At 53.7% G+C, this 18,730-nt stretch carries 9 protein-coding genes; all 9 read left to right on the top strand.

The window, feature by feature from the left end:
* The first annotated feature begins 203 nt into the window (after positions 1-203).
* Positions 204-3,026, top strand: coding sequence for a CBM96 family carbohydrate-binding protein (locus tag E9954_RS10845; RefSeq protein WP_168442162.1), 2,823 nt, complete (start codon positions 204-206; stop codon positions 3,024-3,026).
* Between the two features lie 153 nt (positions 3,027-3,179).
* Positions 3,180-3,536 carry a hypothetical protein gene (locus tag E9954_RS10840; RefSeq protein WP_136079186.1) on the top strand — a complete coding sequence of 119 codons (357 nt, stop codon included), beginning with the start codon at positions 3,180-3,182 and terminating at the stop codon, positions 3,534-3,536.
* 370 nt (positions 3,537-3,906) lie between these two features.
* Complete coding sequence (locus E9954_RS10835; protein WP_136079185.1) at positions 3,907-4,725, top strand: hypothetical protein; 819 nt, start codon at positions 3,907-3,909, stop codon at positions 4,723-4,725.
* Between the two features lie 53 nt (positions 4,726-4,778).
* Positions 4,779-6,740, top strand: a complete 1,962-nt coding sequence (locus E9954_RS10830; RefSeq protein ID WP_136079184.1) for a fibronectin type III domain-containing protein — start codon at positions 4,779-4,781, stop codon at positions 6,738-6,740.
* A gap of 15 nt (positions 6,741-6,755) precedes the next feature.
* Entirely contained in the window at positions 6,756-6,902 is a 147-nt protein-coding gene (locus E9954_RS32435) for a hypothetical protein (RefSeq protein ID WP_168442161.1), read from the top strand.
* 242 nt (positions 6,903-7,144) lie between these two features.
* Positions 7,145-10,846 (top strand): glycosyl hydrolase, encoded by a 3,702-nt coding sequence (locus tag E9954_RS10825; RefSeq protein WP_168442160.1) that lies wholly within the window; start codon positions 7,145-7,147, stop codon positions 10,844-10,846.
* An 8-nt stretch (positions 10,847-10,854) separates the two neighbouring features.
* Positions 10,855-12,339, top strand: coding sequence for a sulfatase family protein (locus E9954_RS10820; RefSeq protein WP_168442159.1), 1,485 nt, complete (start codon positions 10,855-10,857; stop codon positions 12,337-12,339).
* A gap of 117 nt (positions 12,340-12,456) precedes the next feature.
* The gene (locus E9954_RS10815; RefSeq protein WP_136079181.1) at positions 12,457-15,921 is read left to right on the top strand and encodes a glycosyl hydrolase; all 3,465 of its coding nucleotides are present in this window, start codon (positions 12,457-12,459) and stop codon (positions 15,919-15,921) included.
* 48 nt (positions 15,922-15,969) lie between these two features.
* Positions 15,970-18,726 carry an HzsA-related protein gene (locus E9954_RS10810; RefSeq protein ID WP_136079180.1) on the top strand — a complete coding sequence of 919 codons (2,757 nt, stop codon included), beginning with the start codon at positions 15,970-15,972 and terminating at the stop codon, positions 18,724-18,726.
* Positions 18,727-18,730 lie beyond the last annotated feature (4 nt).

Raw genomic sequence — 18,730 nt, 5'->3', positions numbered from 1 at the left:
TAAAAGGAGAACGGAAATGAGGAAACAAATTACATGGTTTGGTTTCGCGACGCTCTTCTGTGCCGCAACTGCATCGGCTTCAGTTTTGTTTTAATGCTCTAGCCTGCAAACGGCTTATGCCATGAAGCCTCCCCGTGCAGGCGGGGAGGTTTTCTATGAGGCTGTTGACGTGGCAGAACCCCGGAAAATATGAGACGGGTACGATGAAGAGAACAGTGATGGGATTAATTATGGGTTTGGCTGGCGTGGTGTACGCTGCAACAACAAACCCGTATGTCACTGAGCCGGCCTCAATCGGGCTGTGTGTGTGGAATGAGGGGTTCGACTATGCATTGCGCAACCCGCATCTTAATGTCCGGACCGCCGGCGGCGAAGTGATACAGACCAACGGGACACTCCGAATGAACACCGAAGCAGGCAGTGAATTTTCCCGCGCCATGGTGGTTGCCACGGAGGGACAGACCGGGAGGACCATGCTGGACGGCCATTCGGTGTACGATTACAGCGCGCATACGGTATCGACCCGCTTCGACTTTCATTCCGGAAACATGACCAACGAAATCGGATCGTTTCAGGTGCATATGGGCGAGTTGGCCATCTCCGCGGATGATGCCGGGCGATACACCGGATTTGCGGTGGAATTGGATAAAGTGGTGTCAAACGACGCCTGGCGCATCCGGTTGGGCGAATACCATGAGGGGAGTTTGGTCGGTGCTTACACGGGTTTGGATCTCGCCGGCAAGGCGGATGCATTCGGGTTCGATGTGCTGGGCACGAATCTGACGCTTTGGGTGGAGGGAACCACGTTTGTCGCAGGAGGAACCGATGCTTCATGGAATCTGTCGGGAACCCATACCCCCGCTTCGTACGGCCTGGCGTTCGGTGCGCGCGCCGAGACGGCTGCAGACGTGACGGAGGTTGTGCTGGACTCGTTTGAAGTGACCGCACCTTTTATCCCGGGCGTTCCGGACAGTTATGTGTTTCGGGTGGGACCTTCGCGGTCCGCGCGCCTTGAGGGGGATATTGATGAGTTGTTTGTGTCGCCCAAAGTCGATCAGTGGACCACGGTGGCCAGTCAGATCAATTTCTTCAATCGGAGTTCTCCGACGATGGTTTCCAGCAACTCGGCTGCCGCTACAGCCAACTGGGCGAACCAGGCGAATGTACTGATCGGTTTTGGCGGGGGGATATTCCGACCCACGATGAACAGCGCCGCCCTCTCTCCTTCGATGGATCTCGCGCGGGAGAATTTGAAGCCGATTGATGCGGTGGTTGAAAGTGGGGGCGTGGTGACCAGCTTTGTGTTTGATGGCCCGATCCGGAAGCTGCTCATGGATCTGGAAACCGGCCTGACGTTGAAAGATGCCTACGGGGGATTGACGCTCGAGGAATCGATTTCAAGAATGGTTGAGTGTTGGCAGGGTATTCATGCCCGGTATCCGGAGCTTGAAATCGGGATCGGTCCAAATTTTCTCGCCTGGGACTGGGATGATAACGGTTCCGTCCTGTATAGCCCGGCAAACAACCGGTATACGGATCGTAGCGGATATACGTATGATGTAATCCTCGATCGTCTGTATGCGGCCCTGGCCGCAGTGGGAGAGACCATTGCGTTTGTTCAGCCTGAAACGGGTTGGCATTTTTATGTGCGGACCGAAAGTCCTGACGGCTATCCGGTGGATAATGATTTGAGATTTCTGAAGTTGAAGGAGTGGTGCGACGCACGTGACATAAAATTCTCGGTGCTGCTGGGGGCATGGGATTCGAGCGCCGCCCCGGCTGAAGCGGCGCAGTATTTCTATGATGGTACGATGGCGTATATCACGAGGATGCATGATATCGGGATATACCCGGATGGCTTTTCGCTCAGCTCCTGGTGGGAAGACCCTGAACTGCATGTGCCTGAAACGACATCGAATACCTTTATGAATACGGCGCGGGATGCGATGGCCCTGACTCACTCCCTCTATGATGGAGAGTATGGAATCGGCGGCACCGGGCAGGCGGTAAACCCGGTGATTCCTGTCGCCGCCCAAGCGGCTTCTCCAGCCCCGGCCCATGCCGCCACCGGGCAGTCCTTGACCACGACGCTTTCCTGGATCTGCGACGGCAATACGGTGCGGTCGGATGTATACTTCGGAACAAATTCAGCAGCACTGGAGTATCAGGGATGGTTCACCACGCCTACTGTATTTGATCCGGGCATTCTTCAGCCCGACACCACATACTATTGGCGGGTGGATGTTCATAATTCATCCGGAACAACAACCGGCCTGGCCTGGTCGTTCAGCACCTCTTCCGAGAATAACCTGATGGTGCAGGAACTCGATATAGAGGCAGATACCTATGTTCGGAGTGCGGTTAATAAGCAGGACACCTCTTTTCACACGAGAGAGACGTTGGCGGTATGCACCCTGGGTACCCCCGCAACGCCCAATAGCTTCGAAGCCTATGTGAAGGTGCTGGTTCCTTCAGATATTCGCTTTCCTGTTCGGTCGGCGCGCCTGAGGCTGTACGCCTACAATCCGGTCGCAGACGATATGGTTTCCATTTATCCAGTTGCGGATACCAACTGGACCGGCCCCGATGTGACCTGGAATACAAAACCGGCAAAAGGGGCGCTTATTGCTTCGGAAATATCGGATACCGGAACCGGATGGTTTGAGTTTGATCTCTCCGACCAGATAACCGGGCCGGGGTATTACGCTTTTGCATTGGATTCCGAGGTGGCCGAGGTCACATCGATGTTTTCGATGAACCATGCGGACAGCTCGTTATGGCCGGCGCTGTTCCTTGAGGGGTTTACGGATCAGATTGGCAATATCACCCTGAGCGGGAATGCCGGTGGCGACCTGCTGTTCTCATGGGATACGGCCCCGGGGCAGAGCTATACCATGCTGACCAACGCCGACCTGACCTCAACCGGCTGGGGGATACTGGAGACGATGATCGGAGAGGGCGGAACCGTTACCGTGACGAATCATCCGGATCAGATCCGGTTGTTCTATAAAGTGGAAACACCCTAGCCTGCATTTTTCCCGTAGGCGCCCCGATTTCACTTCGTCAGCTTCGTTGCAAGTGGTTCGCGGTAGACAACTACAGCATCACCACTTATCGCCTTGCTGCCAAAGCAAACTCGACGCGTGAATAGTTCAGGCTAGCTTCGCAGGAATAGAATTATGAAAATCAAAGCAAAGAAACTTCGTAAATCATCATTATTCAAACTGATATTTTTCAGCCAGATCGTTCCTCTGGTTATCTTCATGCTTATCTGCGGCATCTTAGCGTTTTCGGGAGCGGACACAGTAAAAGTAAATGACACCCCTGTAACTGGTGTTGGAGGATTCATCGCTGCCCTGATTATGTACCCTGTTTTTCTACTCTTGTTCTCTTCCTTCATCTGGATGGGGTCAGCATTTGGGCTATGGGCATTTTCATGGTTCAGAAAAATTCAGCTGGAATTTGTTGAAGGAGAAATTATTGAAGAAAATATGCAGAATCAGGAGCTTGAGCCGACCTCATTAGACGCCGATTGATAAGAGTGATCAATGGTTCGGTCGGCTCATCTCAAACGTTCGCGGTTTGGGGACGGGGCCCGGCCCCGGTATCCGTCTTTGGAGGGCTCGGCTGAGCGGCATTCCGGCTAAAGTCGGTACAACGTGCAAATATCCCAATCCCCCGAAGTAAAAAATGATCATGAAAACGCATATCCGCTCCGGTTTTTATAAACTTCAGGTGCGCCTTGAGCCCTAGGCACTATCGTCAGGCCTGAACATCCCGTGTGAATATTTATAATACAGATTGCAATTTGACATTTCTTACGGAAGGGGTTATATGTAATTTATTAGGCATAGGGTATCGTGCTGGGTCGTTGTGATTGCAAGCATTAAGACAGGACTAAGCATCATGAAAAAAAGAATCGCAGTTATGGCCGCCGTATTGATCGGCTTAATCCTCAGCACTTCCGCTGAGATGGTCACGGCCGTGCAGTGGGGGGTAGCAACTAACATTGTTAGCGCCAATCAAAACTTTGGCAGACCTGATAAAACCTTCAGTACCGGTAGCTACTGGACCGATCCTGCGGGACCTGCCTACTATCCGAACGCTACAGGCCGTTCCCCGAGTTTCTACGCTGCCACCGGCATGGATTTAGCGACTGGAGACAATGTCAGAATTGATGGCGGCCATGTGACCGATGGGGGCGATGGTAATGACTACATACGCTACTTCGTGAACGACACGGATATCACCGAGATGCGCTCAATGACGATGTGGAAGTCTGCCGATTTTATGGCGACGGGCGAGCTGGCGAAGATGACGCATACAGGGAGCGTAACCTTTGGTGCCAAGGGCGCCGATAAAGACAACGACTTGCACTTCCTCATCCAAACCGCTGATTCAAGATATTACGTCAGTCAGGATGTGGATTTTGGCGGATCGCTTGATATCTCCAACGCCACTTGGTCCGTCTTCAATCCGATCGTGAACTATGCGGCATCAATTGGTGGCTCCGCCGGAACGATTGACGTGAGCGCGGACAACATTATCGGTGTCGGTTTCTATGGCGTTAGCTACGCAGGCCCTAACGGGGATGACGCGGGAACGAATCTCATGAGTCACGAGACCGAGGGTTTCCTGGTCGAGGTCATCCCGGAGCCGTCCACGATCGGGCTGCTGAGTTGCGCTGCCCTGATCACGCTCTTTATCCGTCGCATCCGCATGTAGTCCGGGATGCTTTAGTAGGTAAAAGCAACAACAAAAGGAGAATAAAAATGAATATGAAGAAATTAGTTCTGACAAGTGCGATGGCGGCTTTCGCCATGCTGGCCCAGGCGGCCATCACGACAAGGGCGCCGACGGAGAACGCGTCGATACTGACGGCTACCGTCACGGATATTGAAACGGCGACACCTACGATTAGCGGCCAGTTCAGCGAAATCAGTGGTTATCTGGATGGCTATGCCCAGATGGCTGCCGGCGCGGAATATACCCTGACCTATACCGCGGCTACAAACTGGAGCTCCGAGATTGCACAGACCCATATTACCGACGGTACGTTCACGAACTACATATCCGGCCTGACTTCAGTAGGTCTGGGCCGTTTAGCGACCACCGGTACAATGGGTGTGATAGATAATCAGATTAGTGCTGGTGAAGTCATTTTCATTGAATTGGGTACCACCAACATTTCCCAGTCGTTGTTTTTTGAAGGGCTTACATGGGGCAACTCAGGCAAAAATGATCGCGCCGACATCCTGATCTATGATGCCTCATCCAATACGGTGACCGAGATTCGATGGGATGGCGTACCGCATACTCCGCTCCCCGGCAGCTATGCCATGGACGCGGGCGATATGATTGTTATTGCCGCGGGGGCGACCATTGGGGACAATTGGTTCCGCAAAGACGCCATTACGTTCAACGTGCCTTTTGTGGAAACGGGCGTTTCCGTGCCATTAGGTCTTGTGGCAACGCTGGGGACGGGAGAAATTCAGCTCGATTGGGCGGATGAACCGTCGGGTGCGTTCGATTCCTACAATGTATACCGTTCGCTGGAATCCGGCACCAATTTCACGTTGTATGCCGACGGCCTGACCAACAGCGCGTATGCCGATACCCATGTCGTGAACGACTTCACTTTCTATTACAAAGTTACGACCGTGGACACCAACGCCTTCGAAACCGACTTTAGCGACGAGGTTTCCGCAACGCCGACGGCGAACCTGATTGTTGAAAACCTGAACACTGCTCTGCAGGGCACGCTAAGGGCGGCAACCAACGGAACCGGCTATGCGTCAACCGGATCAAACCGGTTTTTGAATTCCATCCGGGTCGGTCAGTACTCGACAAACACTCCCTATCTTGGCCGCAGCGTGCTTAAATTTGAACTGGAAGAGCAGGACATCGTCGATGCCGGGAAGACCACGAACGATATTGAGCGTGCGTGGCTTCGTGTATTTGTAGGGTCAACCGTTGCATTGACCAATGCGCCGCTCCCCGGCAGTGCGGTTGAAGTCTACGCCTCCCATACGGAAGCGATCGACAGCTCTATAGTGAACGCCGACTTCGAAGATGCTGGTTTTGATAATTATCAGGGCGCCATCCCGGGTATCGTCAGCGGCGCGGCCACTGAACAATATTATGAAATCGATGTCACCGACGCGGTATTGGCGGATTTGGCTAACGATCGTGCCGGCTCCGCCTTCCGGCTGCAGCTCAACGATGATCTTTCGCTGACCAACCCGGCCTATTATGCGTCGATTGGGATAACGAACTACGCGATCCGCACCGTGTATTTCGATGACAATGCACATGCGAATCCGCCGCGGTTGAAGGTCGAGTTTACCGACGGCCGTCCGCTATATGTGCAGTGGTCGGATCAGTGGTTCCCCGAAGATGTCAGTGATCAGGGTGCGGATGCTGACGATGATGGGTTGAACAACCTCCAGGAATATGGCTTGGATGGCGACCCGACGGATGGCACGCAGGACTCGGCCACCCTGCCGGTCTTCAGCAATGTGGGCGGTTCGTTTACGTATGTCCACCCCATGCGTTCCGATGATGATAGCCTGACCTATACGGTTGAAACCAAAACAGACCTTACGGAAGGTTCCTGGACCAATATCGGCTACACCATTGAGGGTACGAATGTGGTCTACGGAACGCTGGACTTTGTGACCAACAGCATCGATGCCGTGGCCGAAGACCAGCGCTTCATTCGTTTGAAGATCGAAGACTAATACGAGGCAAACCTTGTGAGGCCGGCATGCTCCTCCTCGCCGGTCGCCAAGGTGGACTGCGCGGTGAAGACCGCGCCGGCCACGGTCGGACTGCTGAGTTGCAGTGCCCTGATCGACCCGAATCCGTCCGGCACCAACGCCTTCTACAAGGTTACGGACTAGCGGAAAATCGCTTATGCCATGAATGCCTCCCCTCTGCGCAAGCGGGGAGTTTTTTTTTGACGATATTAAAAAATGAAATTTTTCCATTCGTATCAATAGGGATCTTCAGCTCTGAAATTAATCGACCAGTGGAATTGATATTTTCGATTTAGTATGACAAATTGTATTTTGAAAGTTGCGAGCTGGTTTCAGCACGGCTGCATTACGGATATTGACGGATAATGAGAGCAGAAGGATTGTTGATGAAAAACGTATTTCATGGGTTGGTTGGGTTGTTGGCGTTTGCCGGTTTGCTGCATGCGGAAGAGGGGGGCGGCCTGGAAAAGGGATTTGCGAATCCACCCGATGAATACCGCTCCGGGGTGAAGTGGGAGTGGTGCAACGGCATGCTTAACAAGGACGGCGCGACGGCCGATCTTGAATCGATGAAGCGCGTCGGGCTCGGCGGCGGCAAGATTTTCAACGTCGGCGGTCCGGAAGGCCCGGTTCGTTTCGCGTCGGAAGAGTGGTATGAGATCGTCGCGCATTCCTTACGTGAAGCCGATCGGCTTGGGCTTACGCTTGGGTTGAATATGACCGAAGGCTTTTGCGGAATCGGCGGCCCATGGATCAAGCCAGAGCAGAGTATGCAGCGTGTGGTCTGGAGCGAAATGGAGGTAAGCGGGCCGGGTTCGTTTTCCGTTGCGTTGGAAAGACCGGATGTTGCTCCGATCGACACGACAGTATTTAAACTGAAAGATGTGGATTTCTATCGCGATATCAAGGTGTTTGCCGTGCCGCGGGTCGGGGACGGTCGAATCCGTTCCATCCGGGTTAAGAAAGGGATGATGCCGCATCATTCCGACCCCAAAGACGCGTCGGTCAAAACACCGGAGGATTCCGTGCCCGCCGGCGATATTATTCCGGCCGGCAAGGTAATTGATTTGACCGATCGAATGGATAAAGACGGGAACCTGAAGTGGAAGGCACCAGCAGGGAAGTGGACAATCCTCCGCATGGGAACTGCCAGCACGGGCGCCTGCACACGGCCGGGCAGCGAGAAGACCCGCGGGCTGGAAGCGGACAAGCTGAACCGCGAAACCGTTAAATTTCATTTTGATACGTTCAGTAAGCCGCTCTTCAAAATGGATGGGGTGAAGCCGGGCGAAAACCTGGTCTTTTTTGCGGTCGACAGCTGGGAGGCGGATGGACAGAACTGGTCGCCGGTGCTTGCGGCTGAGTTTAAAAAACGGCGCGGTTACAGCCTTTATCCCTTCCTGCCGGTGCTGACCGGACGGGTGGTGGAAAGCATCGATGTGTCGGAACGCTTTCTCTGGGATTTCCGACGGACAATCGCGGATTGCATTCATGATAATTTTTATGCGTACATGGCCGAGCTGTGTCAGCAGCACGGTATGAAATTCAGCTCGGAACCGTTCACTCGCGCGGCGTATGACGGCATGGAGACGACCGAGGCAGTGGGCATTCCCACGGCTACATTCTGGCAGAGCCCGAACAGTTGGGGGCGTGCGGGAAATGAAGGCAAGTGGGCCTCTTCCGCCGCCCATGTGACCGGCAAGAAAAAGGTGTCGTCCGAGGCATTTCCCGCCGCGAGAATGGAAGCGGCCTGGGTGCATTATCCGTGGACCTACAAATGGCTCGGCGACTATGCCTACGCCAGCGGTATCAACCATTTTTCCTTCCACTGTTTTCCGTTTCAACCGTGGGACGACAAGGCGGTGCATAAGCCCGGCATGATCTTCAAGAACTGGGGCTCACAGTACAGTCGGCACAATACCTGGTGGGAGCAGGGCGTTGATTGGCAGAAATACCAAACCCGCTGCCAGTTTATGCTACAGCAGGGTGCGGGCACGGCGCAGGCGCTCTTTATGACCCCTGAGGCCATTCCGGGGGTGGAGTTGAAAGCCGGGTTTGCGCTGCCGCTCGGATATGATTGGGACATGATCAGTGCCCAGATGGTTCGGGATGAATTGTCCGTTGAAGAGGGGATGGTCTGTGCGCCTTCAGGCCTGAAATACCATATGCTGGTCTTGCCCAAAATTTCCGAGATATCCGTGCCGCTGCTGAAAAAACTGCAGGCTCTTGTTGCGGATGGTGCCCATGTTGTGGTTTCGAGCCGCCCGGAAACATCGCGCGGTTTGGTGAACTATCCCGCCAGCAAAAAAGAGGTCGCAGACATCGTCGGCGAGATGTGGGGCAAGTTGGACGGAAGCCGGTTGAAAGAAAAGGCGTACGGAAAGGGAGCGCTCTATTGGGAAAAGCCTGAAGTGGTGCTCAATAAGCTGGGCGTGAAGCCGGATGTGATTGTGGAGGCGGAAGGTGCTAACACTGGAAAACTCCCGATCAATTATATTCATCGCACGACCCCTGATGCGGAGATCTATTTTGTATCCAGCTCGTCGGAAAAGCCGACCTCGGGGCTGCTCAGTTTTCAGGTGATCGATAAACAGCCGGAGTTCTGGCATCCGGACAGCGGACGCATTGAGCCGTGCCCGGTCTATGAACAGAAAGATGGGCGCACTATCGTTCCGATGGTGTTTGATCCGGCTGGGTCGGTGTTTGTGGTTTTCCGCGAAAAGGCAGCGGCCTCGTCTGCCACCAAGGTTCTGTTGAACGGCGAACCGGCACTTTCCACCTCGGAGCGCATCAATCCATTGTCCGCCACCCGGTCGTTCTTTAAAGCCGGCGGCGTATTATCGATTGAAATATCGGATCAGCAGCAGGTTGAAACAAAGATCCCTGCGCAGGACGTACGCTCACTCAATAGCGATTGGACGGTTACCTTTGACGGCGCAGGTGCTCCGGCGAAAACGACCTTTAAAACGCTGGCTCCGTGGAATGAACATACCGACGAAGCCATCAGCTATTTCTCAGGAACGGGTACCTACCGCAAGACGATTGACATTGCGAAAAAAGCAGAACATCGCATCTGGCTCGATCTTGGTAGCGTCGAAGTGATTGCCACGGTGGCCGTTAATGGCAATGATGTAGGCATCGCGTGGAAGCCGCCGTTCCTGGTGGAACTCACGGATGCGGTGCGTCCGGGTAAAAACACGCTTGAGGTGAAAGTCAGCAACCTGTGGGTCAACCGTCTGATCGGCGACGAGCAGTTCCCGGACGATACAGGCTTTTCATATGAGGGGTTGGCTGCGCTGCCGGAATGGTTCGCGAAAAACAAACCGCGACCGGAGCCGGGGCGCAAGACGTTTACGACCGCCAAATACTACGACAAAAAAGATTCGCTCATGCCGTCCGGGTTGGTGGGGCCGGTTTCGTTAATTACGACGACAGACAACAAAGACCCGCTGGTTCAGCAGATTGTCCGCGACTTGTTTGTTTACAGCCGCAATCCCGACTCGCTTTCGTTCGGGCGGCACCGCGAAAGCCCCTATGCGAAGGATTTAAAGAAAAAGAAGAAGCCGGCGAAGAAACAGGTTATGAAGGAACAGCCGAAACCGAAGGTGTCTGCCGACAAGGCTCCGCAGTCTGCCCTGTCCCTGAAGGCGGGCGGTGCCCGGATCGTTGCAAGCGCGGACGATTCCGTTCAGCTGTTCTTTAACGGGAAATCCCTGGGGAAGACCGGCAATTGGCAAAAGGCAAAGCATTTTCCAATCACCGTAAACTCCGGTGTAAATCAAATCGCGCTGCAGTTTGAAAACGCGAAGGGGCTGGGGGGTGTTCTGATTTATGTCGAACAAAACGGAGCGGTGTATCCGGTGGCCGCACATGCCCGGGGTTCAGATGTTCTTGAAACCGGCTGGCAGGAAACGGGTTTCAATGATTCGCACTGGAAAAAACCGGTCGTGTTTGGAGCGTACGGTATTCCGCCGTGGAAAAAACGGGTGTCCGGGATTCCCGCGGATTGCATGGCGGAATGGATGGGGTACAAGGATAATAAATTTTCCGGAACGGGCTATTTCCGGATTCCGGTAACAGCCAAATGAGAAGGATAATGATGAAGAAGAATGTCGTATTATTACTGGGGCTGGCCTGTTGTCTGACGGGTTGGTCGAAATCCGCCCAGGCGAGTCCGAACATTATACTGTTGTTTATCGACGATCTCGGGGTGGGCGATATTGGCGCGTTTGGCTGCAAAGACATTCCGACACCGCACATGGATCGGCTGGCCAAAGAGGGCGTGACACTCACTCAGATGTACGTCACGAACCCGCCATGCTCGCCAAGTCGACACAGCCTCCTCATGGGAACCTATGCGCAACAAGATGGGAAATTTGGAATGATGCGCGGTTTGCCGCTTCCGGACGAGAAGCCGACGTTTGCCGAAGTCTTCCGTGATCACGGCTACGTGACCGGGCAGGTCGGAAAATGGGATGTAGGCTATCATCAGTCGCCGTCGAGCCGCGGCTTTATGGAAGTGGCGATCGAACCACCGAAAGCGCCAAACGGAAAACTGTTTATGCGCCTGGATGATAACGGCGAGGAAATCTGGCTGACGGAGCTGGACGGGGATCGGCTGGTGGAGTTTGTGGACCGTAACCGCAAAAAAGGAAAGCCGTTCATGATGTACTGGTCGCCGCTGGCGGTGCATTGTCCACACAGCAACACACCGGAAAAATATTGCGAACGCACCTCCGTACCGAAAGGGCAGCCGCTCAATAAGACCTTTGACTCTAACCGTCGTTTGCTCGGCGGTGGAATTGTGGCGCTCGACGATCAGGTGGGCAGACTGCTCGATTATCTCGATGAACACAACATGCGCGAAAACACGCTGATCATATTAGCGAGTGATAACGGGCCGAATGTCGGAGAAGGCGGCACGTCAACCCCGTACCGGGGCGGGAAAGGAAAGGGTCGTGAGCAGGTCGGCTGGACGCTGACCCCCGGGATCGTTTCCTGGCCGGGTGTGATTCCTCAAGGCACGCGTTATGACGGGATGATGTGTACCTTCGATTTTTATGCCACCATGCTCAGCGCCGCTGAATTGCCGTTGCCGGAGCACCTCGACGGGGTCGATGTGATGCCGTGGCTGACGGGAAAGAAGAAGGGCGATGTTCGCGACACCGTCTATTGGTATAACAAAAACTCGAAGACCCGTACGCGGGACATTCAGGCGGTTCGTTTTGGCGATTGGCGGTTATATCGAGCCCAGCAGCAGGAAACGTGGAAACTCTATGACCTGAAGAAAGATCCGCGCGAAGAAAAAGATGTAGCGGCAGCGTTTCCGGAGGTCGTGAAACAGTTGGAGCAAAAGCACAATGAATGGGCGCAAACGCTTCCGCCGATTTACGATCTGGAAAACCGTCCCCCCAGTGGAGGCGGGATTCCGGATCAGGACATATCGCCGAAAGGTAAATGGATTATCACCGATGGAAAACTGGGCTATACTAAGCCTACCGCCGAACAAGCGGAGCAAATGAAGGCTGCCAAAAAAGCGGCAAAAGAAGCCAAGCGAAAAAAGAAAGGGCAGGGGCATTAAGGCGTAATCGCCCCGTTCCGAATCGAGCGGACGCGCCGGCACATTTGGGCTGGTTATTTCATTCCGGGATTCAGGTATAGCGGGTCACGGTTTTTCATCGTTAACAGAGGAAATTAAATGAAGTTTGCATGTTGTTCCGCCTTTAGGGGTAGAGTGAGTTTTACTCTGGTTCTGGGTGCGTTTTGCGCGAATGCCGCGTTAGAGTCGGGGTTTGATAATCCGCCAATGGAGTATCGCCCCGGTGTATTCTGGGAATGGTGCAACGGGAACATAAACAAGGCGAGTATCACGTCCGATCTGGAAGCGATGCATCGGGTCGGGATGCAAGGCGGAAAGGTGTTCAACGTTTCCGGTCCGCAGGGTCCGGTCCGTTTCGCGTCCGATGAATGGTTCGAGATGATGGCGCACGTCTGCGAAGAGGCCGGACGTCTGGATATGGAAGTTGGGCTGAATCTGACCGAAGGCTTTAACTGCGCGGGCGGTCCGTGGGTTACGCCGGATCGCAGTATGCAGGCACTCGCGTGGAATGAAACGAACGTATCAGGCCCCGGCAACATCAAAATGCAACTCGAGAAACCGAAGCCGGTCTACCTTAAATTCAATCCGAAGCTAAAAATTTTTCCGCCGGAGTTCATCAAAAAGATGACCTATGGGTTTTATGAAGACGTCAAAGTGTTCGCGGTTCCGACCGTCGGGCAAGGGCGGATCCTGGAATGGAAAGAGAAATCTGGAATACCGGAAGGACACCATTTCAGTTTGGAAAAAGTGCTCGCACCGACACCGGTCGACTCGGTCGCAGCGAGCGACATTATTGAGACGGCAAAGGTCATCGATATTTCCGATAAAATGGATGCCGACGGAAACCTGAACTGGAAAGCGCCGGCGGGAAAATGGACCATCTTGCGAATGGGCCGGATGTCAACCGGATCGTGTACCCGCCCCGGCGGTCGTGAAACGACGGGGCTTGATGTGGATAAGCTTAGTCGCGAAAACGTGAAATTCCATTTCGACCATATGGCGAAACCGTTGCTGGACAAAAAGAATGTTGTGCCGGCGAAGAACATTAAGTTTCTGGGTATCGACAGCTGGGAGGCCGGATCGCAGAACTGGTCGGTCGTCTTGCCCGAAGAATTTGAAAAACGCCGTGGCTACAGTCTCTATCCGTGGATGCCGGTTCTCACGGGCCGGGTTGTGGGGAGTGTTGAGCTCTCGGAGCGATTTCTCTGGGATTTCCGGCAGACCACCTCCGACTGTATCCGTGATAACTTTTTTGGATATCTCACTGAACTCAGCTCAGAACTGGGGATGAAATTCGAATCGGAAGCCTTTACCCGCTCGACCTTTGACGGAATGGAAGCTGCCGAAGTGGTCACTCGAACCTGTTCGACCTTTTGGCAGGTCGGCCTGAAAGGATTCGGAAAGAGCCCGATGTCGAAATGGGCCTCTTCCGGCGCTCACGTTTCCGGTGCAAAGGTGATTACTGCTGAGGCGTTTCCGGCCGGTGCTAAAAAGAAAAACGGGGTCTGGTTAAAGAGAGACAGTGCCTGGGTTAATCATCCGTGGACGATGAAGCAGAACGCCGATAATCACATGTGTTCCGGTGTGAACCACTTTCTTTTCCACTGCTTCCCGCTTCAACCCTGGGCGGAAAAACAGAATGCGGTGTATAAGCCGGGCATGATTTTCAAAAACTGGGGAACGCAATACTCCCAACACAATACCTGGTGGGAGATGAGTGGTGCGTGGCATCGTTATTTGAGCCGTTGTTGGTATCTGCAGCAGCAGGGAACGTTTGCGGCGGATGTGTTGTATATGACGCCGGAGAGCGCACCGGGTAACGAAAAAGGAACGGCGCGCGGGGTTCGTTTGCCGAACGGATACGACTGGGATCTCTGCAGTAGCAAAGCGGTTAAAGAGAAACTCTATGTCAACGATGGCGAATTTTGCTTTCCTTCCGGAATGCGCTACAAGCTGCTGGTTTTGCCGGAAATGGAAAACGTCACTCCCGCGTTGCTCGAAAAGCTCAAAGAGTTAGTTGCGCAGGGGGGGCAGGTGATGGTTCGTTCACGACCTGAACGAGCGCACGGACTGAGCGGATACCCAAAAAGTGATAAGCAGGTGGCGTCGCTCGTAGACGAAATCTGGCAGGGGCTTGACGGCAAAAAGGTCAAAGAACAATCCTACAAAAAGGGGAAACTCTACTGGGGTTTAACCGAGTCGCAGGTTGTGGACAAATTGGCGCTTCAGCCCGACTTGATCGTTAAGACGGTTAACGGCGATAAGAAAGATTTTCAGCACATTCATCGCTATACAGAAGATGAAGAGATCTATTTTATTGCCGCTAACAGCGACGCAACACCGACCGCAACATTCAGTTTCCGAGTCTCTGGAAAGGTGCCGGAATTTTGGTATCCCGACACCGGGGTCATTGAAAAATGCACGGTCTATAAGGAGGAAAACGGAAGAACCGAGATTCCCATTCTGTTTGATACCTACGGCTCTGTTTTTGTTGTGTTCCGTGAGGGCAAAGCTGAGACCCCCGCTGCGCTCGCATCGATTGGCACTCGCCCTGTTCTTTCCGTGGAAGAGCCGCTTCCCGCACCGACCTATTCGGTTTTCGAAAAACCGGGAAAAGTCAGCCTGACTATGGCGGATGGTTCTAAAGTTGAAGAAGCGTTTGCTGAAAAACCTACGGTGACGCTGAACGAAAACTGGACGGTAACGTTCCCGAAAGAGAGCGATTTGACCGAACCCGTACGGTTCAAAAAGTTGACTCCGTGGAACGAGCATCCCGAAGAACGAATCCGCTACTTCTCCGGCACCGCCGTTTATTCGCGCGAGTTTGAGTGCGACCCGAATGGAAGTGAAGTTTGGTTCGAGCTGGGTCAAGTTGAGGTGATTTCCGAGCTCTACATCAATGGCAAAAAAGCAGAAACGTTGTGGAAGCCGCCGTATCGGGCCAACATCACCGATTTGGTTAAATCCGGTAAAAACCGCGTCGAAGTTCACGTCGCAAATCTATGGCCCAACCGTATGATTGGCGACGAACGTTTCCCACGCGATTTTGAAGTGAACGAGCACGGGCTTATCAATGGGTTGCCGGAATGGCTTGTCGAAGACAAGCCGCGGACAGAACCACGCCGTAAGAGTTTTGCAACCTGCTGGTATTACTCCAAGGATGACACGCTGTTTCCCTCCGGCCTGATCGGCCCGGTGAGTGTGCTTTACACGCCGAAGTTCAAAAATCCGAAATTGCAACAAGTCAGCGATTTTGTGGCGCGTCACGCGGTGCAGGGTGTAGCCGAAGAGATTGCTGCTGCACCGGACGTGAATGCTGGACCGATTCCGGTCAAGATCATCAGCGCCGTGTACGGTACGGATGAGAATTTTTTTGATGTGACCGATAAGCTCGCGAAACTCGCAGTAAAGAATGTCGGAGGCGTGTTGGAGATAGGAAATTATAATAAGGTCTTCGGCCAACCGCATCCACGAAAAGTTAAAAAACTTACGGTTACCTATAGTGTAGATGGCAAAGAAAACACCAGGGTGTCCGCTGAAAACAAACCCATTAAATTTAAGTGATGACGGGGCCAAAGTGCCCCGGCTGACTGAAAAATAGAGAATGATAGAATGAAGAAAAACGCGTTATTATTTGTGATGTTGCTTGCCGCTGTATGGGGTAGGGCGGAGCTGACTCCGCAGCGGGTTCTCGATGAGCTGTTTTGGACACATCACTCGCTGTTGAAACTCACACGGAAAGAGGAGTTTTCGAACGAAAAAAAAGCGGAGTTTATGCAGCAAGTCGAAGCTTTACGGAAACAGGTCGAACAAAATCCTGGATCGCTTCAAGCGGCGTACGATGAACTCCAGCAACTCAAAGCCGAGATCAAAGCGCTGAAGACTACCGATTTCTTTCCGACGATTTCCGCAACGCGTCCGGTCAGCAAAACCGATTCAGAAAAATTGCTGAAAGCCGATTGGCTTTTTCAGGCGAACAGCCAGGTTACACCGGAGCGGATCGAGCAGGAAATCGGCTGGGCCAGACAGCTCGCCACTCGAATCGAAAAAATGAATGGCGCCGGCAAAACGGCAAAAGCCCGAGCCGCCGCGCTTGCAGCCATCGCAAAGCTCGAACGCGAAATTCCGCAAACCAGCGGCAAAGATAAACTCGAAGAACTCTACTTCGACGTACGCCGTGCCAAGCGCAAAATTTTGTTCAGCAATCCGACGGTCGATTTTGACCGCATCCTTTTAATCGACAGCCCGCATCCGGAAACGGTGCACTCAAACCACGAGTCGGGACACCGGAACGGGTCGCAGCAATTCAACTCGGGCAGCAAACTCCAGGTTATCAGCGGACTCAATCCGAACGCGGCGGTACAAAACCTGTTGCCGGACGATTTGGACACCTATCTTTGGCGCCCCGATCTGTCGTACGACGCGGATAAAATCATCTTCTCGAAAAAGGACCACTTCGACCCGTCGTTCAAGCTCTTTGAGGTTAATGTGGATGGAACCGGACTTAAACAATTGACGAACAGCGACTACGACGACCTCGATCCGATTTATCTGCCGGACGGGAAAATACTATTTTCGACCACCCGCGCACATAGCTATGTCCGCTGTCTGCCCACTTCACCCGCTTTCGTTTTGGCCCGTGCCGATGCGGACGGAAAGAATATCCGCATTATTTCCCGCAACAACGAGCCGGACTATCTGCCCGCGATGATGCCTGACGGCTCGGTGATCTATACGCGCTGGGAATATACCGAGCGACCTCTTTGGCGCATTCAGGGGTTGTGGACGATGAACCCTGATGGAACCAATCCGCAAATCTATTGGGGCAACCGTTCGTTTACACCCGATATGCTGATCGAGGCGCGCGCCATCCCCGGAACGGGCAACGTGATGTTTGTCGGACAGGGGCATCATCGCGTGTTCAGCGGCTCGCTCGGCGTGATCAATTTGAGCGAAGGACGCGAGCACCCGGACGGTATCTACAAGATTACGGCCGATGTGGGATGGCCTGAAACGGGCGACCCGAAACCGCCGCATCCGACCTATTCGCCGAACTATCACGCGAGCGGGAACTACGGTGCCTATAAAACGCCGTACCCCATCGGCGAAAATGATTTTCTGGTTTCGATACGAAGCGGAAAAGTCGACAGTGGCGGGAACCGGGTTTCGGTTTTTAATCCGTTTTCGCTCTACCTGATGGATATGGACGGGAACCGTGAACTGATTTATCGCGGTAATCATAATATTCTGTACGCGATGCCGCTGAAGCCGCGCACGGTTCCGCCGATGCGCGCCGATACGGTGGATTGGCCGAATAAAGGCGAGCCTGCGAAAGACGGCGTTCTGTACAGCGCCGACGTGTATGAGGGTATCGACGAAGACCTGCCGCGCGGGACCGCAAAATACCTTCGGATAATCGAAATGGATTCGAAGACCTACACGTCGATGGTCAAATCGTTCCGCCATTCCGGCCCGGCGGTTTCGATTATCCAGGAAGACGGTGTAAAGCGGATTCTCGGCACGGTGCCGGTAGAAGAGGACGGCTCCGTTCACTTTAAAGTCCCGAGCGGAAAAGCGCTCCATTTCCAGCTGCTCGACGAGGACTACCGCTGTTTGCAGATTATGCGCTCGTTCACCGGCGTGATGCCCGGCGAAACGCGCGGCTGTCTCGGTTGTCACGAACAGAACAACCGCACTCCCGTCGCATTCAAAGCCAGCTCAAAAGCGTTGCGCCGCGCACCGTCCGAAATTACCCCGCCGCCGTGGGGCCCGGTCAGCATCAGTTACGAACGTTTCGCCCAGCCGGTGCTCGACAAATATTGCGGCAGCTGTCACCAAGGCGATAAAAACCCGAAAGCCCGCAAAGTGCTCGACCTGACCTTGCGCGGCGGCGTTCCGGAACTCGGTGTGCCGGAAGAACTCTGGCCGTTTAAGGAACCGTATCTCACACTGGTTGGGCCAACGTGGTACAGAGGCCAAAAAGAAGTAAAGGATGGGAAACATAGAGCGCAGCATCCGCCGGTTAAAACGGATGCGCCGGGTGCGGGCATTGCCGGTGCGCTGCAGGTGGAAGCCGATAATGGCATGTTTAATGTGCAGTTGCTTAAGCCGCGCACCATGCTTTCGTACACGAGTCCACTGATTAACATGGTGCGTGAAGGGACCCACAAAGACATAAAGATTGAAGGCGAAGATCTGCGTCGTCTCATGGCGTGGGTCGATGCGAACTGCGTCTATCGCGGCGACGAAGAAATCCGTATGATTCCCGATCCGGTCGGTTCCGAATTTGAACGCTTCGCGGTCAAGCCAACGATTAAAACCGCGCCGGTCATCGACCGCCTGCAGCCTGTGACTGACCCAATGGATTAAAGGA

This window comes from Pontiella desulfatans (assembly GCF_900890425.1).
GTDB lineage: Bacteria > Verrucomicrobiota > Kiritimatiellia > Kiritimatiellales > Pontiellaceae > Pontiella > Pontiella desulfatans.
This window is presented reverse-complemented; position numbering and strand designations above follow the sequence as displayed.